This window comes from Amycolatopsis sp. lyj-112 (genome assembly GCF_046549055.1).
GTDB lineage: Bacteria > Actinomycetota > Actinomycetes > Mycobacteriales > Pseudonocardiaceae > Amycolatopsis.
The window spans coordinates 999,537-1,021,998 of record NZ_JAJPWS010000001.1 but is presented as its reverse complement, the minus strand read 5'-3'; the positions used below and the strand labels follow the sequence as shown (position 1 = coordinate 1,021,998).

Annotated in this window: 20 protein-coding genes; 14 read left to right on the top strand and 6 right to left on the bottom strand. The window is 70.3% G+C overall.

Annotated elements, in window-relative coordinates; translation table 11 throughout:
- Nucleotides 1-8 precede the first annotated feature (8 nt).
- From msrB to ACLJRL_RS04880, 5 genes are all read left to right on the top strand, one after another.
- Nucleotides 9-431, top strand: coding sequence for a peptide-methionine (R)-S-oxide reductase MsrB (gene msrB / locus ACLJRL_RS04900; protein WP_410654770.1), 423 nt, complete (start codon nt 9-11; stop codon nt 429-431).
- Between the two features lie 74 nt (nt 432-505).
- Entirely contained in the window at nt 506-1,414 is a 909-nt protein-coding gene (locus ACLJRL_RS04895) for a TIGR04222 domain-containing membrane protein (RefSeq protein ID WP_410654769.1), read from the top strand.
- A 134-nt stretch (nt 1,415-1,548) separates the two neighbouring features.
- On the top strand, nt 1,549-2,496 hold the full coding sequence (locus tag ACLJRL_RS04890; protein ID WP_410654768.1) for a TIGR04222 domain-containing membrane protein: 948 nt from the start codon (nt 1,549-1,551) through the stop codon (nt 2,494-2,496).
- Complete coding sequence (locus ACLJRL_RS04885; RefSeq protein ID WP_410654767.1) at nt 2,489-3,301, top strand: DUF692 domain-containing protein; 813 nt, start codon at nt 2,489-2,491, stop codon at nt 3,299-3,301. Before ACLJRL_RS04890 ends, ACLJRL_RS04885 begins: the two co-directional genes overlap by 8 nt.
- The gene (locus ACLJRL_RS04880; protein WP_410654766.1) at nt 3,298-3,639 is read left to right on the top strand and encodes a hypothetical protein; all 342 of its coding nucleotides are present in this window, start codon (nt 3,298-3,300) and stop codon (nt 3,637-3,639) included. The genes ACLJRL_RS04885 and ACLJRL_RS04880 overlap by 4 nt, the downstream gene beginning before the upstream one ends.
- A 24-nt stretch (nt 3,640-3,663) precedes the next feature.
- Here ACLJRL_RS04880 and ACLJRL_RS04875 read toward each other — a convergent pair whose 3' ends face one another.
- The 4 genes from ACLJRL_RS04875 to hemE are packed head-to-tail and all read right to left on the bottom strand — an operon-like array spanning nt 3,664 to nt 8,189.
- On the bottom strand, nt 3,664-5,010 hold the full coding sequence (locus tag ACLJRL_RS04875; protein ID WP_410655163.1) for a CoA transferase: 1,347 nt from the start codon (nt 5,008-5,010) through the stop codon (nt 3,664-3,666).
- 11 nt (nt 5,011-5,021) lie between these two features.
- Nucleotides 5,022-5,714 (bottom strand): hydrogen peroxide-dependent heme synthase, encoded by a 693-nt coding sequence (hemQ, locus tag ACLJRL_RS04870; RefSeq protein ID WP_410654765.1) that lies wholly within the window; start codon nt 5,712-5,714, stop codon nt 5,022-5,024.
- Between the two features lie 25 nt (nt 5,715-5,739).
- On the bottom strand, nt 5,740-7,119 hold the full coding sequence (hemG, locus tag ACLJRL_RS04865; RefSeq protein WP_410654764.1) for a protoporphyrinogen oxidase: 1,380 nt from the start codon (nt 7,117-7,119) through the stop codon (nt 5,740-5,742).
- On the bottom strand, nt 7,116-8,189 hold the full coding sequence (hemE, locus tag ACLJRL_RS04860) for a uroporphyrinogen decarboxylase (protein ID WP_410654763.1): 1,074 nt from the start codon (nt 8,187-8,189) through the stop codon (nt 7,116-7,118). Before hemE ends, hemG begins: the two co-directional genes overlap by 4 nt.
- Nucleotides 8,190-8,276: 87 nt before the next feature.
- Between hemE and ACLJRL_RS04855 the strand changes: the two genes are divergently transcribed.
- From ACLJRL_RS04855 to ACLJRL_RS04845, 3 genes are all read left to right on the top strand, one after another.
- Complete coding sequence (locus ACLJRL_RS04855; protein WP_410654762.1) at nt 8,277-8,840, top strand: DUF3000 domain-containing protein; 564 nt, start codon at nt 8,277-8,279, stop codon at nt 8,838-8,840.
- 849 nt (nt 8,841-9,689) lie between these two features.
- Entirely contained in the window at nt 9,690-10,406 is a 717-nt protein-coding gene (locus ACLJRL_RS04850) for a response regulator (RefSeq protein ID WP_410654761.1), read from the top strand.
- A gap of 68 nt (nt 10,407-10,474) precedes the next feature.
- Nucleotides 10,475-11,746, top strand: coding sequence for an HRDC domain-containing protein (locus ACLJRL_RS04845; protein ID WP_410654760.1), 1,272 nt, complete (start codon nt 10,475-10,477; stop codon nt 11,744-11,746).
- Between the two features lie 6 nt (nt 11,747-11,752).
- Here ACLJRL_RS04845 and ACLJRL_RS04840 read toward each other — a convergent pair whose 3' ends face one another.
- Nucleotides 11,753-12,409, bottom strand: coding sequence for a TetR/AcrR family transcriptional regulator (locus tag ACLJRL_RS04840; RefSeq protein WP_410654759.1), 657 nt, complete (start codon nt 12,407-12,409; stop codon nt 11,753-11,755).
- Between the two features lie 176 nt (nt 12,410-12,585).
- On the opposite strand from ACLJRL_RS04840, the gene ACLJRL_RS04835 reads away from it, so the two are divergent.
- From ACLJRL_RS04835 to ACLJRL_RS04810, 6 genes are all read left to right on the top strand, one after another.
- A complete protein-coding gene (locus ACLJRL_RS04835) occupies nt 12,586-14,052 on the top strand; it encodes an amino acid permease (RefSeq protein ID WP_410654758.1) in 1,467 nt (488 codons plus the stop codon).
- 11 nt (nt 14,053-14,063) lie between these two features.
- The gene (locus ACLJRL_RS04830; protein WP_410654757.1) at nt 14,064-14,897 is read left to right on the top strand and encodes an urea amidolyase associated protein UAAP1; all 834 of its coding nucleotides are present in this window, start codon (nt 14,064-14,066) and stop codon (nt 14,895-14,897) included.
- A complete protein-coding gene (locus ACLJRL_RS04825; protein ID WP_410654756.1) occupies nt 14,894-15,511 on the top strand; it encodes an urea amidolyase associated protein UAAP2 in 618 nt (205 codons plus the stop codon). The genes ACLJRL_RS04830 and ACLJRL_RS04825 overlap by 4 nt, the downstream gene beginning before the upstream one ends.
- Nucleotides 15,508-19,074: an urea carboxylase gene (uca, locus tag ACLJRL_RS04820; RefSeq protein ID WP_410654755.1), complete on the top strand. Its 3,567-nt coding sequence runs from the start codon at nt 15,508-15,510 to the stop codon at nt 19,072-19,074. The genes ACLJRL_RS04825 and uca overlap by 4 nt, the downstream gene beginning before the upstream one ends.
- Complete coding sequence (gene atzF, locus ACLJRL_RS04815; RefSeq protein WP_410654754.1) at nt 19,071-20,684, top strand: allophanate hydrolase; 1,614 nt, start codon at nt 19,071-19,073, stop codon at nt 20,682-20,684. The genes uca and atzF overlap by 4 nt, the downstream gene beginning before the upstream one ends.
- Nucleotides 20,685-20,842: 158 nt before the next feature.
- On the top strand, nt 20,843-21,436 hold the full coding sequence (locus tag ACLJRL_RS04810; protein WP_410654753.1) for a D-alanyl-D-alanine carboxypeptidase family protein: 594 nt from the start codon (nt 20,843-20,845) through the stop codon (nt 21,434-21,436).
- 69 nt (nt 21,437-21,505) lie between these two features.
- On the opposite strand, the gene bla is transcribed toward ACLJRL_RS04810, so the two are convergent.
- Nucleotides 21,506-22,432, bottom strand: a complete 927-nt coding sequence (gene bla, locus ACLJRL_RS04805) for a class A beta-lactamase (RefSeq protein WP_410654752.1) — start codon at nt 22,430-22,432, stop codon at nt 21,506-21,508.
- Nucleotides 22,433-22,462 lie beyond the last annotated feature (30 nt).

The window sequence follows — 22,462 nt, the reverse complement described above, 5'->3', positions numbered from 1 at the left end:
TGAAAGGCATGAAACCCGTTGTCGGAGCCACGCCTCGCGTGGTCAAGTCCGAACAGGAATGGCGGGAACAGCTCAGCCCTGAAGAGTACGCGGTACTCCGCAAGGCGGGCACCGAGCGCCCCTTCACCGGGGAGTACACGGACACCGAGAGTGTCGGTGTCTATCAGTGCCGCGCCTGTGGCGCCGAACTGTTCCGCAGCGACACCAAGTTCGAAAGCCATTGCGGCTGGCCGTCGTTCTACGACCCGGCCGATACCGACGCCGTCCTCCTCCGCGAGGACACCGCGATGGGGATGCGCCGGATCGAGGTGCTGTGCAAGTCGTGTCACAGCCACCTCGGGCACGTCTTCGAAGGCGAGGGCTACGCCACGCCGACGGATCAGCGGTACTGCATCAACTCGATCTCGCTGACGCTCGTTCCCGAGTCGTAACCAACCGAAGCGAACCACCGCCCTCCCCAGCGCGTTCTCGATGAACAGAGCAGCGTCGGGGAGGGCGGTGTCGTATGAACGGACCGTGGGGTATCAGCGGACCGGCTTTCGCCTGGATCTACGCCGCCTGTGCAGTCCTGCCCGCCGCGCTCGCGGGGCTGCACGCGGCGTGGCTCCGCCGGGGGTTCCATGACGGCGGCAGGCTGCCGACCGTCCGGCACGTGGCCGCGCTGGCCGGCGGCGCGGACCGCGTCACCGACACGGTGATCGCCGCCCTGCTCGAACGCGAGCAGGTCCGGATCGCCGGCTCCGGCAGGCTCTACCGGACCCCGCTCGAACCGGTCGACGCCGTCGGCAAGGAGATCGTCGAGCTTCTCCCACGGATCCAAGGATTCCGGCTCCGCTGGTATCTGAGCCGCGGCGAGGCGATCCGGACGCTGCGCGAAGACCTCGCGGACCGCGGGTTGCTCGTACCGGAGGGGCGGCGGAAAGTCGGCTGGCGGATCGCCTCGGTCTGCTACGTCGTGCTGTTCGCGGCCGGGCTGGTCGAAGGGATCGGCTCCCCGACCGTGCTCTTGGCCGTTCTCGTGGCCGCGGTACTCGGGTCGGCCTTCGCGGCCTTGCGTTTCGGCCGCACCCGGCATCAAGGCCGGCCCACCCGGGCGGGCCGCCGAGTGCTCGCCGAGGCGGCCGAAGATCGCGGTCTCGTCGCCGGTGCGCCGGGAGCCGTGGCGCTCGGTGGCCTTTCCGCCTATCCCGACCAGGCCCTGGCCCCGGCACTGACCCGCACTCTCACCGTGACCGGAACCGGCGGTCACGCCCTCGCGAAACTCCGCCGATGGCCAGGACGTGGACTCAGCCGCAACACGTACGGAGGGGGCGACGACTTCGGAATCCTGATGGCCGGGCTGGGCGGTTCCGGCGGCCACTCGTGCGGCGGCGGGGGTGGTGGTGGCAGCGACGGTGGTGGCGGCTCTGGCTGACGGCTGACGGCTGACGGCTGAACGACCGTCGTGCGGGATTCCCCTTCCTGCTCGAATGCGGCTCAACGGAACCACGACCGGACCGAAAAGCGTCCGACTACGGTAAGTGCACCTGCTCGCGAAAGGCCCGTGCGATGGACGACACCTGGGGCATCCCCGGACCCACTTTCCTGGCGATCTACGCCGTTCTGCTGGTGCTGCCGCTGATCGTCGCTCTCTTGTGGACGATCGCGGTCAAGCTGGGCCGCAAGGCACCGCGCGCCGCCGTTTCCGGGCCTCAGCCGACGACCTACGAACTCGCCTATCTCGCCGGCGGCCCGGACCGGGTGGTCGACACGGCCATCGCGGCGCTGGTCGATCGCGGGACGCTGCGGGTCAGCAGCTCGAAGCAGCTGCAGCTGACGGGAGCCGAGCCCGCGGACCCCATCGAAAGGGCCGTCGCCAAGGGAGCCAAGCCGGGCTACAGCAACACGACCCGCGGCATTCGCGACCGCCTGCGGATGTCGGGGCCGATGCAGGCGCTCGCCAAGGGTCTCGAAGCGCGAGGGCTCCTCGTCGCCGACGCGACGCCGCAGATCCGCCGGGTCGTGTTCGGCCTCTACCTGGCCGTGTTCGTCCTCGGCGTGGTGCGCCTGTTCGCCGGGATCTCCCGCGACCGCCCGATCGGCTTCCTGATCCCGCTGCTGATCGCGGCCTTGTTCGCGACGCTGGTCGCCAGGGCCGTCAAGAAGAAGAGGACCGGCCCGCGCCCGACCAGCGAAGGCAGCCGGGTCCTCCACCGGGCCAAGTCCGCCCACGGACGGGAGCGCAAGCGCGGGATCTCCCACGGTGCGGCGGTGGGCGGCGCGGCCGGTGGCGCCGTGCTGGGCGGCGCCGCGGTGGCGGTCGCGCTCGGCGGGCTCGCGTTTTACCCGGACGAGGAACTGAGCGCCGCGCTGATCCCGCCTCCCGTTTCGGGTGGCTTTGGCGGCGGCTCGTCCGGAGGCAGCACCTGTAGCACCGGTTCCTCGGGCGGAAGCTCGTGCGGCGGCGGTGGCGGTGGCAGCTCCTGCGGCGGGGGCGGCGGAGGCTGTGGTGGCTGACGGACCCGGGCGGCTCGGGATCGGGATCGGCTGGCGGCACGAGCTGGACCTGTCGATCGCGCGGCTGCCCGGCGTCGACTGGGTCGAGGTCGTCGCGGAGAACCTGCACGCCGGGCATCTCCCCGAGACCTTGGTCGCGTTGCGGGAGAAGGGGATCCCGGTCCTGCCGCACGCCGTCTCGCTGTCACTCGGCGGGGCCGAACCGCTGGACACCGCGCGCGTCGAGCACCTCGCGGAGATCACCCGCGAGCTCGGCGCGCCGATGGCCAGTGACCACGTGTGCTTCGTGCGCGCGGGCGGTCTCGACTCGGGCCATCTGATGCCGCTCCCCCGCACCCGGGAAGCGCTCGATGTCCTGGTGGACAACGTCAAGCTGACTCAGTCCATTGTGGACGTACCGTTCGCGGTGGAGAACATCGCCGCGGTGCTGGAATGGCCGGAGGCGGACTTCTCCGAGTCGGAATTCCTGCGGGAGCTGACCGAGCGGACCGGCTGCCTGCTGATCATCGACGTCGCCAACCTGTACGCCAACGCACGCAACGTCGGCACCGATCCCGGACGGTTCCTCGACGAGATCCCTTGGGAGCGACTGGCTTACGTCCACATGGCCGGCGGCGTCGAACGCGACGGCGTCTACCACGACACACACGCCCATCCGGTGGTACCGGAAGTACTGGACCTGCTCAGAGAGCTTCGGAAACGTACAGCGCCGCCCGGGGTGCTGCTGGAACGGGACGACGACTACCCGCCCGACAGCGAACTGGCGGCCGAGCTGGCCGCGCTACGGGAAGCGGTCTCGCCGTGACCTCGCCCCGGAAACGGCTCGCCGGACAGCAGGCCGAACTGCTCAAGGCGCTCCTCACCGGCGGTGACGCCCCGGCGGGCTTCGACGCGGACAGGCTCCGCATCGAGGCGAACGTCCTGCGGAACAAGCAGCGCAGGCTGGCCGCCTACCTGCGGCCCGACCTCGCGGAAGCGCTCGGCGACCGATTGCCCGCACTGTTCCGCGAGTACATGGCGAGCCATCCGAAGACCGACGCGATCCGCGCGCGGGCCTACGCGGACGCGTTCGGCACCTGGCTCGTCGAGCGCGGCGAAATACCGAAACCGAAGCGCAAGCCCTGGTGGTCACGCCGCGTTTAGTCCTCTAGTTGCGGTACTCGCGGGTCACCAAACGGCTCGGTCGCTCCCCGGCACGCGCGTTCCCTCTACCCACCACGGATTCGATCCCGGCAGCACACCCGCCATCTTCACCCGGGTCAGCCGTCCGAGCGGGCTGTCGGCGTCTTCCAGGAACTCGGCGACGTCGAACTCGGACACCTCAGAATCCTTACGCCCCAACGAGTCCAGCCAATGCCCGGTTCCGGCGAGCGACGTCCGGACGTGCTGGGTGCCGCCGTCGGTGGCGGCGCGGCGGACGGCGGTCATGATCGCCGCCGCGGTGAGCCAGCCGGTCGCGTGGTCGAGCGCCTGCACCGGCAGCGGTCCCGGACCGTCGAGCCCGGCGATCTTCCCGCCTTCGTCGGCGATCCCGGACGCCATCTGCACCAGGCTGTCGAAGCCGCGCCTGCGCGCCCACGGCCCTTCCCAGCCATAGGCGGACAGGTCCGCGATCACGATCCCCGGCCGGAGTTCGGCGATCGCCTCCGGAGAGAAACCCTTGGCCACCAACGATCCCGGCCGGAAACCCTGGAGGACGACGTCGGCGCGGGCGATCAGCTTGCGCAGCCGTGAGCGTCCGGCTTCGGTCTCCAGGTCGACATACGCCGAGAGTTTGCCCATGCCGGTGTCGACGGCCAGCGGCGGCACGGTCGGCAGCTGGGCCGACCCGATGTGCATGACGGTGGCGCCGTGCGCGGCGAGCACGCGGCCCGCGACGGGGCCGGCGATGACGTGGGTCAGGTCCAGGATCCGTACCCCGCCCAGCGGCCGGTCGGATTCGAACAGCCGTACCGGTTCGGACGGCCCGAGCGTCCGGATGTCGGCGACCGGCAGTGTGGCGGAGGCCTGTCCTTGCTTGTGCGCCAGCCATTCCTCGCGGGTGCGCAGCACGGCCGCGGCGCCGCCGGCACCGACCACCGCCGACTCGACCTCGAACTTCGACTTGGCCGCCACGACCTTTTCGAACGCGGCGCGCGTCGCGGGCACGCCGAGTCCCCAGCACACGGCCGAGACGTGGCGCGGGTAGTTGCAGTGCAGCCGCACCCAGCCGTCGTTCGCGCGGTAGTCGCCGGACAGCGGCGCGCTGAACGGCACCGGTTCCCCGTCGACCCGGATGTGGCTCTCGCTGTGGAACGACGCCGCCGCGTGCCGGGTGTCGACCGAGACCCGGCCCGGTTCGATCCCCCGCAGCCGCAGCAGTTCGCCGGCGGAAAGGGTCGCCGCGGCGATGCTCGTCGTCGCCACCTCCTCGATCCGGAAGGTGCCGGGCAGCACGGATTCGGGGCCGGTGACCTCGACGGCGTCTTCGGCGAGGGTGTCGCCGGTGAGCGTGGTCCAGACGCGCGCGTCCACTGATGCGTTCACTAGGGCAGCAGGGCGATCAGCTCGGCGGGCGCCACCTTGGTCCCGGTGTAGAACGGGATCTCCTCGCGCACGTGGAGGCGGGCCTCGGTGCCGCGCAGGTGGCGCATCAGGTCGACGATCCGGTGCAGTTCGTCGGCCTCGAAGGCCAGGATCCACTCGTAGTCGCCGAGCGCGAACGACGCGACCGTGTTGGCGCGGACGTCCGGGTAGTCGCGGGCCTCCTTGCCGTGGTCGGCGAGCATCTTGCGGCGCTCGTCGTCCGGCAGCAGGTACCACTCGTAGGAGCGCACGAACGGATAGACACAGACGAACTTGCGGGGCTCTTCACCGGCGATGAACGCCGGGACGTGGCTCTTGTTGAACTCCGCCGGGCGGTGCAGCGCGACCTGGCTCCACACCGGAACCGAGGCGCGGCCGAGCGGCGTGTGCCGGAAACCGCTGTAGGCCGCCTGGACCTGCTCGATCTCCTCGGCGTGCCACCAGATCATGTAGTCGGCGTCGGCACGCAGCCCCGAAAGGTCGTACACCCCGCGAACGACGACACCCTTGGCTTCGAGCGCGTCGAGGTACTCGGTGGTCTCCGAAGCCGCCTTCGCGCGGTCCTCGCCGAGCTTGCCCTGCTCGACCCGGAAGACCGACCAGGCGGTGTAGCGGATGGTGTCATTGAGCTCGTTGTAGTTCAGCCGCGCCATACCGCCATCTTGGCACTGCCCGTGCTCAGGAGCCCTCGTGGGTCGGTGTGATCCCGGCGATGCGCCGGGCGGCCGCGTCGGCGGTGGCGATGCACGCCGGGAGCCCGACACCGTGCAGTGTCGCGCCGGCCACGGCGAGCCCGGGGACGTCCGCGATGGCGCTTTCGATCCGCTCGACGAGTTCGAGGTGACCGGTGCCGTACTGCGGGAGCCCGCCGCCCCAGCGGGTCACCAGCGTCTCGATCGGCGCGGCGGTGACGCCGGTCAGCCGGGCCAGGTCGTCGCGGATCACGCGCACGAGTTCGTCGTCGTCGGCGTGCAGCGCGCCCGGTTCGCCGAACCGGCCGACCGACCCGCGCACCAGCACCGGGCCTTCGCCGTAGTGCGCCCACTTACGGGCAGAGAAGGTGAACGCCTTGGCCGCGAACGGTTTTCCCGCCGAGTCCCGTTCACCCGCGCCGATCAGCACGCCCGAAGACTCGGGCAGCGCGGTCCCGGCAGGCAACGCGAGCGCGATCACCGCCATCGACGCCAGTTCGACGTCCGCGAACGCCGACGACGCCACTCCGGCGACACCGTCGAGCAGCCGCCTGGCCGAGGGTGCCGGGACGGCGAGAAGAACGGAGTCCGCTTCGAGACCGTCGATCAGCCAGCCAGTCGCGGTGCGGTTCAGCGCCGTCACCGTGACCCCGGTCCGGATCTCGGCACGCGAAAGCTCCGCGAGCCGCTGGATCAACGTGCCGAGTCCGCCCAGCAGAGTCCCGAAGACCGGCGCCGTACTCGGCGAGGCGGGCATGAGCGAAGCGGCGCCTTCGGTGAGCGACCGCGCGCCGCGATCGACCGCCGACGCGAGACCGGGCATCGTCGCGCGGAGTCCGAGGCCGTCCGCTCCCCCGGCGTAGACCCCGCCCAGCAGCGGATCGACGAGCCGGTCCACCAGTTCATCGCCGAACCGCTCCCGCAGCAGCGGACCGAGCGGCGTGTCCCCGGCGGGCAGATCCACCGGCGGCAGCGACGACTCGGCCTCGACGAGGCGGCGTCCCTTCTCCGACAGCACCCCGGCGACGGCGTCGGCCGAGGCGGGGACACCCATGACCGTGCCCGGCGGCAGGCCGAGCACGGTACCGCCGGCGTGGATCTTCGCGCGGGCCTTGGTCGGATGGACGAGGCTCTCGCCCAACCCGACTTCGCGTACCAGCGCGAGAGCTTCGGGGCGTCGGGCGAGGAAGGCCTCGGCGCCGACGTCGTAGCGTTCGCCGGCGAGTTCGATCGTGCGGAGTTTCCCGCCGAGAGAGTCCGTCGCCTCGAAGACGACGATGCGAGCGTCGTCGCCGAGCAGTGTCCGCAGCCGGTAGGCCGCGGTCAGCCCGGAGATCCCGCCACCGACGACGGCAACGGTCTTCACGGTCGAAGCTCGTGCACCAGCCCGACCACGCGCGTCAGGACATCGGGGTCGACGCCGGGCAGGACGCCGTGGCCGAGGTTGAAGATGTGGCCGTCGGCCGCGCGGCCTTCGGCGTGGATGCGCCGGATCTCCGCTTCGAGCACCGGCCAGGACGCGTGCAGCAGCGCGGGGTCGAGGTTGCCCTGGACGACACCGCCGCCGAGCCGCCGGACGGCCTCGTCGAGCGGGATACGCCAGTCGACGCCGACCACGTCGGCACCCGCGTCGCGCATGGCCACCAGCAGCTCGCCGGTTCCGACGCCGAAGTGGATCCGGGGCACCCCGTACCCGGCGACGGCGTCCAGAACCTTCGCCGAATGCGGCAGGACGAACTCGCGGTAGTCCCGCTCCGAGAGCGCGCCCGCCCACGAGTCGAACAGCTGGATCGCGTCGACACCGGCGTCGAGCTGGGCACTGAGGAAGGTGATCGCCATCTCCGCCAGGCGCCCGGCGAGCTCGTGCCACAGCCGCGGCTCGGAGTGCATGAGCGCCTTGGTGTGCTCGTGGTTGCGGCTCGGCCCGCCCTCGATGAGATAGGAGGCCAGCGTGAACGGCGCGCCGGCGAAGCCGATCAGCGGCGTCTCGCCCAGCGACCCGACCAGCAGCCGGATCCCGTCGGCGACCCGCTCCACCTGCTCCGGGTCGAGCACCGGCAGCGCGCGCACGCCCGCGGCGTCGCGGATCGGCTCGGCCACGACCGGGCCGGTACCCGCGACGATGTCGATGTCGAGGCCCGCCGCCTTGAGCGGGACGACGATGTCACTGAAGAGAATGGCCGCGTCGACGCCGTGACGGCGGATCGGCTGGAGGGTGATCTCGGCGAGCATCTCGGGGTCGAAGCAGGCGTCGAACATCGAGGTGCCCTCGCGCAGCGCCCGGTACTCGGGCAGCGACCGGCCCGCCTGGCGCATGAACCACACCGGGGTGTGGGCCGGCCGTTCGCCGCGCGCGGCGGCCAGGAACGGCGCGCCGGGCAGGGCACGGCGGGCCGCGGGGACGGTCTGCGCGGGAGAAACAGCTGAAGGAGACATCGTGTTCATGGTGCCATGACGTCTCCGAGCCCTTACTCTCGGCGCGTCTGCGCCCCGATCGCGGCGATGGCGTCTTACAGTCGGTTGGTGACCGCGATGACGTCAGTACCCGACCTCTTCCGTGAAGCCGTCGCGGCGTTGCAATCCGTCCAGCCCCGTCCCGAAGTGCAGCTGGAGACGATGCGCCCGCCGCGGCGCCTGGCTCCGTGGTCGTACGCGGTGAGCTGCGAGGTCGAAGGACCGGCGGACGTGCTGGCCTCCGGACGCCTGGTGCTGCTGCACGATCCGGACGGCCAGGAAGGCTGGGACGGTGTCCTGCGCCTGGTCATGTACGTGCGGGCGGAGCTCGACCGGGAACTGGCGACCGATCCCTTCCTCCCGGCCGTGGGCTGGTCCTGGCTGACCGATGCGCTGGAAAGCTCCGGCGCGGAGTGGACGGCGCTGGGTGGGACGGTCACCGAGACCTCGTCGGCCCGCTTCGGCGACATCTCCGGCCCCTCGCGCACCGACGACCTGGAGCTGAGGGCGTCCTGGACGCCGACCGACGCCGCTCTGCGGTCGCACGGGCAGGCCTTTTGCCAGGTGATGGCGAGCGTCGTCGGGCTGCCGCCGGTCGGCGTGACGCTCTTCGAGCAGCGCCAGTCCTCCTGACACACCCCTCGACACCCTTCGACACGCCGAGGTCTCAGCAATCGAGACCCGGCATTCGGGTTAATTTGCGCCTTCCGGCCGACTAGCGCCGCTAGGAAAGCTAGCGATACTAAAGGTCCCTTGCTCCCGCCCGACGTTCCGTGAAGGCCACCTTGAGGGAATCAGAGTCCCTCAAGGTGGCCTTCACGGACTCGCGTCGAGAGCGCGCGGGAGCGCGTCGGGGAGCGAGAGTACGTAGGGCGCGAAGGCCTCAGAGCGTCTGTACGCCGTCGAGACCCCTCGTGGGGCCAGATGGCCTAGACCGCCGCCGACCAGCGCACAGTGGGCCGCACGGAGGTCTGGACCACCCCGTTCGTGCTACTCACAGTGTCACGGTGAGCAACAAGATCAAGTAGTCCGGATCGGGTCTCCGGAGCGCCCCGAGACGCCTGCGGAGCGTTACCGCGACGGTCACCGAGCGAAGCGATCATGAACGTCCGGCAAGTTGATCATGCCCATGCCGGAGGCGGTTTTCGCCGTCTAAGACACAGGTGGCCAAGGCCTTCACGAGGCGGCACCCGCAGCTGCACGGGCCATCTGCACAGTCGATTCGAACCCGGTAACTGAAGTGCATCGTGTTCTTTCGGCGATGTGTTAGCCACCGGCTGTGTACTAGCCCGATCGTGTTACAACGAACTCCCTGAGTGACCGCTGGTTTGAGATAGATACCCATTCGATCCCCCCGTGAGGCCCTCAGTCCGGCTACAGTGCCTTCGACGACACCACTTTCGGTCTAAAGCTGGCGCGGCTGAACGGCCGAAGGTCCCGGTGCCGGTCGGGGGGCACGACCGACTCCAGGGAGGTAGTGACGTGGCTACCGTCGGCATTTCTCAGGCCGTCCGATCCACGCCAGCCGGTGCTTTGCCGGCGAGCATGGTTCCCCACCCGCGGGAAGAACTTTTTTCCGTGTTGGTGGTAGATGATCACCCGTTGTTGAGGGAGGCAATCTCAGCAAGACTCGCACAGATGGGTGCGGGCACCGTCCACGAGGCCGCCACGGTGGCCGAGGCAAGGGCGCGAGCACAGGCCACTGGGCCTTGTGACCTGGCGATCCTTGATCTCGGACTGCCGGATGGCAGCGGCATCGAGCTGGTTACGGAACTTCGTAGCCATGGCTGGCCTCGAGTAGTGGTGCTCGCTTCATCAGATGACCCGTACGCGGTCAGGTCGGCGTTCCAAGCCGGCGCCCAGGCATACCTGCTCAAGTCGGCATCGCCGGTCGTAGTGACCGACGGCGTCCGCAGGGTGCTCGAGGGCGGCGTCTACGCAGACCCGAGCGTCGCACCGGTCCTGGCCACCGGCACCCGCGTTGCCGGCACCGACAACACCCCGCGCGAGCTTTCGGCGCGCGAGGTCGAGGTGCTGCAACTCGTCGCCGACGGCCAGTCCAACAAGGAGATCGGTGAGGAACTCAGCCTCTCCGCTCTCACAGTGAAGTCTCACCTCTCCCGCATCGGGCGCAAGCTCGGCACGGGTGACCGGGCTCAGATGGTGGCGCTGGCCATGCGTGCCGGCGTGATCCGCTGACAAAGGCGAACTGCCCTGCGGGGCGGGCGGACCAGGCGCGGTCCGCTCGTCCCGTAGGGTCTTCACCTATGGAAGGCGACCGACCCGGAGAACCGCAGGCAGACCCGACGACCGGCACTGATGACACCAGTGCTCCGGTTCTGCTACGCGAGCCTTCAGAGGGCACTCCACCGGTCATCGCCGACGCGACAGCCCTCGCCGAAGCCTGCGCGAAGATCGCCGGCGGCAGCGGGGCCATCGCCGTGGACACCGAACGAGCGTCCGGCTACCGGTACTGGCCGAAGGCCTATCTGGTCCAGCTGCGCCGCGAAGGTGCCGGCTCCTTCCTCATCGACCCCATTCCGCTCGAGGGACAGCTCGAACCCCTCGCGGAGGTACTCAACGACACCGAATGGGTGTTGCACGCGGCCTCACAGGACCTGCCGTGCCTGGCCGAACTCGATCTTCACCCGAAGAGCCTGTTCGACACGGAACTCGCCGGGCGTCTCGCCGGGTACGAACGTGTCGCCCTCGGCACCCTCGTCGAACTCCTTCTCGGCTACCAGCTGGAGAAGGGACACAGCGCCGCCGACTGGTCGAAGCGCCCGCTCCCGGTCGACTGGCTGAACTACGCCGCCCTCGACGTCGAACTGCTCATCGAACTGCGCGAGAAGCTCGAAGCCGAGCTGACCGCCCAGGGCAAGATCGAATGGGCGAAGCAGGAGTTCGAAGCCGTCCGCACCGCGCCCCCGCCCGCACCGCGGGCCGAGCCGTGGCGCCGGACTTCCGGGGTGCACAAGATCCGCAGTGCCCGCGGGCTCGCCGCGGTGCGCGAACTGTGGCAGGCGCGCGACGAACTCGCCCGCAAACGCGACCGCGCACCGAGCCGGATCCTGCCCGACACCGCGATCATCAACGCCGTCACCGCGGACCCGAAGACCGTCGAGCAGCTGCAGGCACTGCCGGTGTTCAGCGGCCGGGTCCAGCGCAAGTACACCTCGAGCTGGCTGCGCCATCTGCAGGCCGCCCGCGCGCTACCGACCGCCGAGCTGCCCACCCCGGCGCAGCAGACCGACGGCCCGCCGCCGGTGAATCGCTGGTCCGACAAGGATCCCGACGCCGCCGCCCGGCTCGCGGCCGCGCGTGCGGCACTGTCCGCGATCGCGGAGGACCGGCGACTGCCGGTGGAGAACCTGCTGCTGCCGGAACTCGTGCGCCGCACCTGCTGGCGCCCGCCCGCCGACCTGAGCGAGGACTCGATCGCCGACGTCCTGCGCGAAGCCGGCGCCCGGCCGTGGCAGATCGAGCTGACCGCGACGGCGCTGAGCAAAGCGCTGCACTCGACCGCCGCCGCTGCCTGACGCCCTTCAGCTCTCCAGCAGAGCGCGCGCGGAAGTGCGCAGGGCCTCGTCCGGTTCCCCGAGACCGGAGATCCGCAGGACGCAGTCCGCGCCTTCGACGGCGTGCGCCTCGACGTCCAGGGCGGGGTTGTCACGCCGGGCGATCGCGATGCTCTCGACGAGCCCGAACACGAGATCCGTCCGGATGGCCAGCAGCTCCGGCGGCACCCCGGCCGCCGCGACGAGCGCGCCGTAGACACGCTTGAGTTCCGCCCGCTCGGCCCGGAACTGGGCCAGGTTCGGTGAAGCGATCTCCGGCAGCAGGTACAGCGCACCGATGTTGTGCCGCGCGCTGCCGAGCAGATGGGTGTCCGCGTACGCCAGCGCCCACAGCCGGACGCCGACCGGTGCCTGACCGGCCGAAAGCCCACCGGCGACCTCCAGCGACGGCCGGACGGTGTCCTGCAGCAGCGCCGCGAGAATGTCCTCTTTGGACGGAAAGTGGTAGTAGAGCGACGCCTGCCGCAGGCCGGAGCGTTCGGCGATGGCCCGGGTGGTCGTCGCCGCGTACCCGGCGCCGGTGAACAGCTCCCCCGCGGCGTCCAGTACCGCGAGCCGCGCTTCCCGCTTGCTCGCCGCCGCACCGCTGGCTCTCGGTCTGCCGACCCCGGTCGTTTTCGTCATCTATCCGATCCTGCCATTTCTCCGCGGCGATCTTTGTTAAGCCCGGCGGTCGGATCAGGTTACCGAATCCGGTATCTGTTAACACCGCGCTTACCGGGCGGAGATCGGAAGGACCCCGCATGCGCTTAATTTCGGTCAGCTGATCGAAATCAGCCTTCAGTGACGGGAGTCCCGCCATGCCTTCCGAGGACCTTTCTTCCTTCGGATACCGCCAAGAACTCCGCCGGACACTGGGCGGGTTCTCCGCCTTCGCCGCCGGTTTCTCCTTCGTCTCCATCCTGACCACGGTGTTCCAGCTGTTCGCCTTCGGCTATTCGTTCGGCGACACGCTGTTCTTCTGGACCTGGCCGGTCGTGCTCGCCGGGCAAATGTTCGTCGCGCTCACCTTCGCCGAACTCGCCGCCCGTTTCCCGCTGGCCGGTTCCGTTTACCAGTGGGCGAAACATCTCGTGCCCGGCTTCGCCGGCTGGCTCGCGGGCTGGATGATGCTGCTGGGCTGCGTCGTCGCGCTCGCCGCGGCGGCGATCGCGCTGCAGGTGGTGCTCCCCTCGGTGTGGAGCGGCTTCCAGCTCGTCGGGGGCGACCCCGCGGTGACGTCGCCGACCGGCGCCACCAACGCCGTCCTGCTCGGCACCCTGCTGATCGTCTTCACCACGGTGGTCAACGCCGGCGGCGTCCGGCTCATGGCGCGGATCAACGACATCGGGGTCGCGGCCGAACTCGTCGGGGTCGTGGTGCTGATCGCCGGGCTCGCGCTGTTCGCCGTCCGCGGTCCGCAGGTCGTGCTCCAGCCGTCGGGCGACAGCCCGGGAGCGGGTGGCGTGCTGGCTTCCGCGCTCATGGCGGCCTACGTCCTCTACGGTTTCGACACCGCCGCCTCGGTCGCCGAGGAGACCAAAGACGCCCGCCGCACCGCGCCGCGCGCCGTGCTCCGCGCGCTCCTGATCTCCGGGATCGGCGGGCTCGCCGTCGTGCTCACCGCGCTGATGGCCGCACCGAGCCTGACCGACGGGCAGCTGGCCGGGAAGGGCCTGCCGTACGTGATCACGGCCGTCTTCGGGGACACCTTGGGCCGGGTCTTCCTCGCCGACGTCGCGATCGCCGTCGTCGTCTGCACCCTGACCATCCAGACCGGCACCGTGCGGCTGATCTACGCGATGGCCCGCGACGGCGCGCTTCCCGCCGCCGGACGGCTTTCCGCGGTCAACGCCCGCACCGGTACGCCGATCGCGCCCGCCGTCCTGTCCGGTCTGCTCGCCATAGGGCTGCTCCTGCTGAACCTCGGCAACCCCACCATCTTCAGCACCATCACCGCGACGTCGGTGGTCGTGGTCTACCTGGCCTACTTACTGGTCACAGGACCGCTGCTGCTGCGCCGTCGCCAAGGCCGTTTCACCGCCGAACCCGGCCATTTTTCCCTGGGGCGATGGGCTCTTCCGGTCAACGTCGCGGCGGTAGGGTACGGCGCGATGATGATCGTCAACATCGCTTGGCCACGAGCCGAGATCTACGACCTGGCGGGCACCGGTTCCGCCTGGGCCCTGTTGTTCCCGATCGAGTTCGTCGGCGCCGCGCTGCTCACCGGCTTCCTCTGCTGGCGCCGCCGCTCCGCGCTCACCACGGTTCCCGTCCCCGCGACCTGAAGGAAGGTTCCATGAGCACGACATCGACCACGTACGGCGCTCGCGATCACGCGCGCGCCCAGGCGGGCACGGTCGCGGAGGCGATGCCCGTCATCCCCGCGTCCGCCTGGCCGGATCCGCCTCCCGGGGTCGACCCGGCGAAGCTGGTCTGGGCCGAGACCGTCGCCGGCGGCGGCTACACGCACAAGGTGCTCGCCCGCGGTACCGAACTCCGGCTGACCGACGTCGAAGGCGACGCCTGCGCGCATCTGCTGCTGTTCAACGCCGAGGGGCCGTGGGAGCGGCTGAACGCCGCGGACACGGTGAAGGTCCAGTGGAACGCCTACCTCGGTGAGGCGATGACGCTGCTTTCGGACCAGGCCCGGGTGCTCGCGACGCTCGTCACCGACGAGAGCGGCAAACACGACGCCCTGTGCGGGACGTCCACTGTGGACGGGAACACCGAACGCTACGGCGACGGGAGCCCGCAGGGCGGATCGCCGTCCGGGAACGCGCTGTTCACGCTGGCCGCGGCGAAGAACGGCCTCACCCCGCGCGACCTCCCGCCGAGCCTCTCGTTCTTCCAGGGCATCCACGTCGAGGCCGACGGCGGGCTGACGTTCACCGGTTCGGCCGGACCGGGCAAATCCGTGGTCCTGCGCACCGAACTCCCGGTCGTCGTCCTGATCGCCAACGTGGCACACCCGCTCGACCCGCGCCCGGACTACACGGTCACCCCGTTGCAGGTCCTCGCGCAGCGCAGCACACCGTCCACTCCGGACAGTCCGGAATGGACCGCGTCACCCGAGTCCCAGCGCGCCTTCGAGAACACCGCCGACTACCTCACCGCCAGGGGGATGGCATGACCACGAAGACCGTCTCCGACACCGAGGTCGCCGCGCGGGCGCCGTACTCCACCGTCCTGCGCCGCGGCGAGACCCTCGCCATCATCGATCTCGGCGGCAACCAGGCCGTCGACTTCCTCTGCTACGACGCCGCCGACACGTCCCAGCGGTACAGCGCGGCGGCCACGATCGCCGCGCAGCGCAACATCTTCCTCACCACCGGTAGCGTGCTGCGCACCGGTGCGGGCGCGCCGCTGCTCACCGTCGTCGGCGACACCTGCGGGCGGCACGACACGATCGGCGGCGCCTGCAGCAAGGAGTCCAACAGCCTCCGGTACGGCCAGCACACGCGGTACCAGCACGCCTGCGTGGAGAACTTCCTCACCGAGGGCGCGAAATGGGGCCTCGGTAAACGGGATCTGGTCAGCAACGTCAACTGGTACATGAACGTGCCGGTCGAACAGGACGGCACACTCGGCATCGTCGACGGCATCTCCGCACCCGGCCTCGAAGTGAAGCTGCGCGCCGAGACCGACGTCCTCGTCCTGGTGTCGAACTGCCCGCAGATCAACAACCCCTGCAACGGTTTCGATCCGACCGCGGTCAGAATGATCGTCACCGGCGGTGGCGTGTGAAGCTGCTCGTCGCCAACCGGGGGGAAATCGCGGTCCGCATCCTGAGGACCGCCAAGGAGATGGGCATCGCGACGGTCGCCGTCTATTCCGACGCCGACCGCACCGCCGCGCACGTACGGCTCGCCGACGAAGCCGTCCGGCTCGGCCCGGCACCCGCCAGGGAGAGTTACCTCCTCGGTGACGCCATCATCGAAGCCGCGCTGAAAACCGGGGCGGGCACGATCCACCCGGGTTACGGCTTCCTGTCCGAAGACGCCGCCTTCGCCCGGGCGGCGGAGAAGGCCGGGATCCGGTTCGCCGGACCCTCCGCCGAGCACCTGGACGTGTTCGGCAGCAAGCACACCGCACGAGCGAAGGCCGTCGACGCCGGAGTCCCGCTCCTGCCGGGCACCGGGCTGCTGGACACGCTCGCCGACGCGGAAGCCGCGGCCGCCGAGATCGGCTATCCGGTGATGCTCAAGGCCACCGGCGGTGGCGGCGGGATCGGTATGCGTGCCTGCGCCTCGGCCGAAGAACTGCGGGACGCCTGGGACGCGGTGCAGAGCATCGCGGCGAAGAGTTTTTCGATCTCGGGCGTGTTCCTGGAACGCCTGGTGACCCGCGCCCGGCATGTCGAGGTCCAGGTGTTCGGCGACGGCGCGGGTGAGGTGCTGGCGCTCGGCACGCGGGACTGCACTCTGCAGCGCCGCAACCAGAAGGTGCTCGAAGAGTGCCCCGCACCGGGTCTTTCCGAGGCGATGCGCGAGAAACTGGTCTCGGCGGCCGTCGACCTCTGCGCGTCGGTGCGCTACCGGTCGGCGGGCACGGTCGAATTCATCTACGACCCGGTCCGGGAAGAGGCCGCGTTCCTCGAAGTGAACACGCGGCTGCAGGTCGAGCACCCGGTCACCGAAGCGGTCTACGGGATCGATCTGGTCGCGTGGATGCTGCGCCTCGCCGACGGGGACGCCGGCATGTTCGGCACCACCCCGGAGCCGCGCGGGCACGCGATCGAAGCTCGGGTCTACGCCGAAGATCCGGCCGCCGGGCACCGGCCGAGCGCCGGCCTGCTGACCCGCGCCGATTTCCCCTCCGGAGTCCGGGTGGACACCTGGGTGGAAGCCGGCACGAGGGTGACCACGCACTACGACCCCTTGCTGGCCAAGGTGATCACCGTCGGCGCGGACCGGGCCGAGGCACTCGCAGCACTGGGCGCCGCGCTCGCGGAAAGCCGGGTGGACGGCGTGCGCACGAACCTCGGCCAGCTGCGCGCGGTCGCCGAAGACGAGCGGTTGCGCGAGGTCACGCACGACACCGCGACGCTCGACGGGATCACCGACACCGACCCCAGGATCGAAGTGCTGCGCGGTGGCACCATGACCACCGTCCAGGAATGGCCGGGGCGGCTCGGGTTCTGGCACGTGGGCGTCCCGCCGAGCGGGCCGATGGACGACCTCTCGCTCCGGCTGGGCAACCGCGCGCTGGGCAACCCCGAAGGCGCACCCGGGCTTGAGTGCACTGTGGACGGTGTTTCACTGAGGTTCACCGACGCCGCAATCGTTTGCGTCACAGGATCTCCCTCCCCGGTGACCGTCGACGGCGAGACCGTTCCCCAGTGGGCACCGATCGAGATCCCCGCGGGCGGCGTGCTCGACGTCCGCACCGGCACGGCCGGTCTCCGCGCCTACGTCCTGGTCCGCGGCGGGATCGACGTACCGGCTTTCCTGGGCAGCGCGGCCACGTTCACCCTGGGCGGTTTCGGCGGGCACGGCGGCCGCGCGCTCGCCACCGGCGACGTCCTCTCCCCCGGGCCTCTTCCGGAGAACGCCGTCGGCGGTGTGGTTCCCGAGGACGAGCGCCCGGTTTTCGGGACACACTGGGAGATCGGCGCGTCCGAGGGGCCGCACGCGGCGCCGGAGTTCTTCACCCCGGACGACGTCGAGACGTTCTACGCCACCGACTGGGAAGTGCACTTCAACTCCGCGCGCACCGGCGTCCGGCTCGTCGGGCCCCGGCCGACGTGGGCACGGGAGGACGGCGGCGAGGCGGGCCTGCACCCGTCGAACATCCACGACACGCCGTACGCGATCGGCGCCGTCGACTACACCGGCGACCTGCCGATCCTGCTGGGCCCGGACGGGCCGAGCCTCGGCGGGTTCGTCTGCCCGGCCACCGTGGTGACCGGGCAACGCTGGAAACTCGGCCAGTTGCGGCCCGGGGACACCGTGCGGTTCGTGCCGATCACCTCCGAGCACGCCGTCTCCCTGCGCACTTCTCCCGGCACCGCGGTCAAAGCGAGCCGGAAGGCGATCGACGACGGCGGCATCCTCGGCCGTCTGTCCACTTCGGAGGAGAACCCGGAGGTCACCTACCGGCGCAGCGGGGACGACAACCTGCTGATCGAGTACGGGCCGATGAAACTCGATCTGGCCTTGCGGATGCGGGTCCACGCCCTGGCCGACAGGCTGGCCTCGGAAGGACTCAGTGGCGTCGTCGACCTGACGCCGGGCATCCGCTCGCTCCAGATCCACGTCGACCCGGACGTGTTGCCGGTCTCGAAACTGCTCGGTCTCGTCCGCGAGGTGGAGCACGATCTGCCGCGCACCGCCGATCTCGTGGTACCGAGCCGGACCGTGCGGCTGCCGCTGTCCTGGGACGACCCGGCCACGCGCGAGGCGATCGAGCGGTACATGGCCGGCGTGCGCGACGACGCGCCGTGGTGCCCATGGAACATCGAGTTCATCCGGCGGGTCAACGGTCTGTCCAGTGTGGACGACGTCTACCGGACGGTGTTCGACGCGGAGTACCTCGTGCTGGGGCTCGGCGACGTCTACCTCGGCGCGCCGGTGGCCACGCCGCTGGATCCTCGCCATCGCCTGGTCACCACGAAGTACAACCCTGCCCGCACCTGGACCGCGGAGAACTCGGTCGGGATCGGCGGTTCGTACCTCTGCATCTATGGCATGGAAGGCCCCGGCGGGTACCAGTTCGTCGGACGGACCGTGCAGGTGTGGAGCGGCTGGCGGCAGCGGGGTTCGTTCGAGCCGGGGTTCCCGTGGCTGCTGCGCTTCTTCGACCGGATCTCGTGGTATCCGGTGTCCGCCGAGGAACTGCTGGACCTGCGGGCGCGAAGCTCGGCGGGCGAACTGGAACTCGACATCACCGACGGCGAGTTCGCGCTCGCCGACCACGAACGGTTCCTGGCCGACAACGCCGCGGACATCGCCGAGTTCCGGACGAAACAGAGCACGGCGTTCGAGGCCGAACGGCAGGCGTGGGCGGCGGCGGGCGAGTTCGACCCGCGGCCGGAACCGGCCGGGGCGAAGGTCCCGACCACGAAGATCGAGGCACCGCCCGGCGGCCACGTCGTCGAAGCCCCGTTCGCCGCCACCGTGTGGCGGGTCGACGTCGAACCCGGCAAGCGGGTCGACCAGGCGGAGACCCTGGTGATCCTCGAAGCGATGAAGACCGAGGCGCGGATCCCCGCCCCGGCCGACGGGGAAGTCGTCGAGATACTCGTCTCCCCCGGTGAGCAGGTCGCCCCCGGCACTCCGCTGGTGGTCCTCGGAAGGAGCGCGGGATGAGTGTGCAGGAGCGGGTTCGGGCCGCGTACCACCGGATCGCCCGGGTCGACCGGCCGGAGATCTGGATCGACCTACGTCCCGAGGACGACGTTCTCGCCGACGCGGAGAAACTGGAAGCCCGCCGGGCGGCCGGGGAATCCCTGCCGCTGTACGGGAAACTCGCCGCGGTCAAGGGGAACATCGACGTCGCCGGGCTGCCGACGACGGCCGCGTGTCCCGAGTACGCCTACCGGCCGGACGAGGACGCGCCCGTCGTGGCGCGGTTGCGCGCGGCCGGGGCGCTGATCCTCGGCACGACCAACCTGGACCAGTTCGCGACCGGGCTGGTCGGCACGCGCAGTCCGCACGGCGCGGTCCGCAACGCGGTCGATCCGGCGTACGTTTCGGGCGGGTCGAGTTCCGGTTCGGCCGTCGCGGTGGCGCTGGGGATCGCGGATCTCGCACTGGGCACCGACACCGCCGGATCCGGCCGGGTGCCGGCGGCGTTCAACGGGATCGTCGGCCTGAAGCCGACACGGGGGCTATTGCCGACGACCGGCGTCGTCCCCGCCTGCCGGAGCATCGACTGCGTGACCGTGTTCGCGCGGACGGTCGACGAGGCTTCGACGGCGTTCGCGTGCCTGAGCGAGCCGCGCGAGCTCCCGGTGGTCCACCGTCCTTTCCGGATCGGTGTCCCGGAGGAGTTGGGCCCGTTGCAGGAAGGCTGGGCGGAGGCGTTCTCCGCCGCGGCCGAGTCCTATCGGGACGCGGGCGCCGAACTGGTGCCTGTCGACATATCGGCGTTCCTGGCCGCCTCGCGGTTGCTGTACGACGGCGCTTTCGTGGCCGAGCGGTACTCGGCCGTCGGCGAGTTCATCGACGCGCATCCCGACGTCGTGGATCCGGCCGTGCGGCGGATCATCAGCGCGGCCCAGGACATCCCGGCACATCGGCTGTTCACCGATCTCGCGTCGCTCGACGACCTTTCGCGGGAAGCGTCGGCAGTGCTGTCCACTGTGGACTGTGTCCTGCTGCCCACGACGACCGAGCATCCGACGATCGCCGAAGTCGACGCCGACCCGCTCGGGGTGAACTCCCGGCTGGGCCGGTTCACGAATTCGACGAACCTGCTGGGCCTGTCGTCACTGGCCGTTCCCGCCGGTGCGGTCGGCGGGCTGCCGTTCGGCGTGATGCTCGTCGGCGCCGCGTTCGCCGACCGGATCCTCGCCGACGTCGCCCGCTCGGTGCCGCGCCGGACGCGGATCGCCGTCGTCGGCGCGCATCTGCGCGGGCAGCCGCTGAACCACGAACTGACGTCGCGCGGCGGCCGGTTCGTCGCGGCGGGGCCGACGGCGGCCGAGTACCGGCTGTTCGCGCTGGACACCGTGCCGCCCAAACCCGGTCTGGTGCGGGTCGCCTCCGGGGGCGCGCCGATCGAGTCCGAGGTCTGGGATCTGCCGCTCGCGGGATTCGGCGAGTTCGTGGCCGGGATCCCCGCGCCGCTGGCGATCGGGAAGGTTCGCCTCGCCGACGGGAGCGAGGTGTCCGGGTTCGTCTGCGAGCCCGGAGCCGTCGAGGGCGCCGAGGACATCACGGCGTTCGGAGGGTGGCTCGGGTATTTGAGCCGGTAACGTGGGGTCGTGAGTGGTAATGGTGGTGAGAACCGTCATTGCCACTCACGAGCCCACCGCTCACCAGGCCTTTTCCGATTTGGTTGGCTTCTTCGGGCATTCTGGGAACAACGTCACAAACCGTGGCGGCCCGCCCGGCGCCGGGTAACTTCGGGGTGGTGCCCACCACAGTCGCGAGCAGCCGCCGGACGGCGATCAGCGTGCTCGTGGCCCTGGGGCTCGTCGGGATCGCGATGGTGTCGCTAGGCGCCACGGGCGGCCTCCCGTTCACCTTCAAACCGGTGACCGGCCAGGCGCTCGCGGTCGTCGAGGAGGTCCCCGGACCCGAGACCGGTCCGAAATGCGCTCTCGACAAGCGCTACGTCGACGAGCAGCCGGTCGGTCTTCGTCCCGACGTCCTCGATGCGTGGAACACGCTGCGCGCCAAGGCCAAGCAACAGAACATCAGCCTGTGCGTGAACGACGGCAAACGCAGCCGCGGCCAGCAGCAGCGCGAGTTCGACAACGCCGTGCAGCGCTTCGGCACCGAGGAACTGGCCAAGCGGTACGTGCTGACGCCGGAGACGTCCATGCACGTCAAGGGAATCGCCGTCGACATCCAGCCGCTGGCCTCGGCCGCCTGGGTGGAGAAGAACGGCGGCGCGCTGGGCTGGTGCCGCCGCTACGACAACGAGAAGTGGCATTTCGAATACGACCCGGCCTACGCCACCGGCGGTTGCCCCGCCCTGCTCCCCAGCGCCACCGGCTCCTAAGCCGCACTCACGTGATCAGTCCCGGATCTTGTGTGATCAGGGACGGAACTCACGTGATCCCATTGCTCACTAGGCGAGTTTTTCGACCACGTACTTCGCGGCCTCGGCGAGCAGCGCCTGGTCGTAAGGCGCGTCCTTGGCCGTCTTGCTGGACATGAGCGCGAGCACGATCGGGGCGCCGTCCGGCGGCCACACGATGGCGATGTCGTTCATCGTGCCGTAGTCCCCCGTCCCGGTCTTGTCGGCGACGACCCAGCCCGGCGGCAGTCCGGCGCGGATCCGCTGGGCGCCGGTGGTGTTGCGCCGCAGCAGATCGCGGAGGAAGTCGCGCTTGTCGGCCGCGAGCGCGTCCCCGAGCACGATCTTCTGATAGTCGGCGCCGAACGCGCGCGGTGTCGTGGTGTCCCGCGGATCGCCCGGCGTGGCCTCGGTGATCGCCGGTTCGACCCGGTCCATCTGGGTCACCGTGTCGCCGAGGCTGCGGGTGAACGCCGTCAGCTGCGCGGGGCCGCCGAGATCCCGCAGCAGGAGGTTGCCCGCGGTGCCGTCGCTGAACCGGACGGCGGCGTCGCAGAGCTGGCGGATCGTCATCCCGGTCGCCACGTGCTGCCCGGTCACCGGGGCGTGTTTCATCAGGTCGTCACGGGAGTAGCTGACCCGGGTTTCCAGGTGCGACAACGGATTACGCTGCAGGACGGCGGCCGCCGCCACGCCCTTGAACGTCGAGCAGAACGCGAACCGCTCGTCCGCGCGGTGTTCGACCGTGCCGCCATCGCCGGTGTCGAGCGCGTACACCCCGAGCCTGGCATCGAACTTCCGCTCCAGCTCCAGCAAGCGATCGTGGTGCTGCCGCGTGGTCGGCGGCGGCGATGGAGGCGGCGGAGCGGGTGGCGGTGACGGGGCCGGCGGCGTCCCCCGGGTGCACGCCGCCAGCGGCAGCAGCGCCGCCATCCCCAGGAGCGCGCGGCGAGAGACGGCCGGGCCCGACGATGCCATGGTGATCCTCCCCCTGATCACTTCGAACAT

Coding starts and splice junctions, on each gene's coding strand:
- msrB (WP_410654770.1), top strand. CDS start 9: ATGAAACCCGTTGTCGGAGCCACGCCTCGCGTGGTCAAGTCCGAACAG.
- ACLJRL_RS04895 (WP_410654769.1), top strand. CDS start 506: ATGAACGGACCGTGGGGTATCAGCGGACCGGCTTTCGCCTGGATCTAC.
- ACLJRL_RS04890 (WP_410654768.1), top strand. CDS start 1,549: ATGGACGACACCTGGGGCATCCCCGGACCCACTTTCCTGGCGATCTAC.
- hemQ (WP_410654765.1), bottom strand. CDS start 5,714: ATGGCGCGGCTGAACTACAACGAGCTCAATGACACCATCCGCTACACC.
- hemE (WP_410654763.1), bottom strand. CDS start 8,189: ATGTCTCCTTCAGCTGTTTCTCCCGCGCAGACCGTCCCCGCGGCCCGC.
- ACLJRL_RS04845 (WP_410654760.1), top strand. CDS start 10,475: ATGGAAGGCGACCGACCCGGAGAACCGCAGGCAGACCCGACGACCGGC.
- ACLJRL_RS04840 (WP_410654759.1), bottom strand. CDS start 12,409: ATGACGAAAACGACCGGGGTCGGCAGACCGAGAGCCAGCGGTGCGGCG.
- ACLJRL_RS04835 (WP_410654758.1), top strand. CDS start 12,586: ATGCCTTCCGAGGACCTTTCTTCCTTCGGATACCGCCAAGAACTCCGC.
- ACLJRL_RS04830 (WP_410654757.1), top strand. CDS start 14,064: ATGAGCACGACATCGACCACGTACGGCGCTCGCGATCACGCGCGCGCC.
- ACLJRL_RS04825 (WP_410654756.1), top strand. CDS start 14,894: ATGACCACGAAGACCGTCTCCGACACCGAGGTCGCCGCGCGGGCGCCG.
- atzF (WP_410654754.1), top strand. CDS start 19,071: ATGAGTGTGCAGGAGCGGGTTCGGGCCGCGTACCACCGGATCGCCCGG.
- bla (WP_410654752.1), bottom strand. CDS start 22,432: ATGGCATCGTCGGGCCCGGCCGTCTCTCGCCGCGCGCTCCTGGGGATG.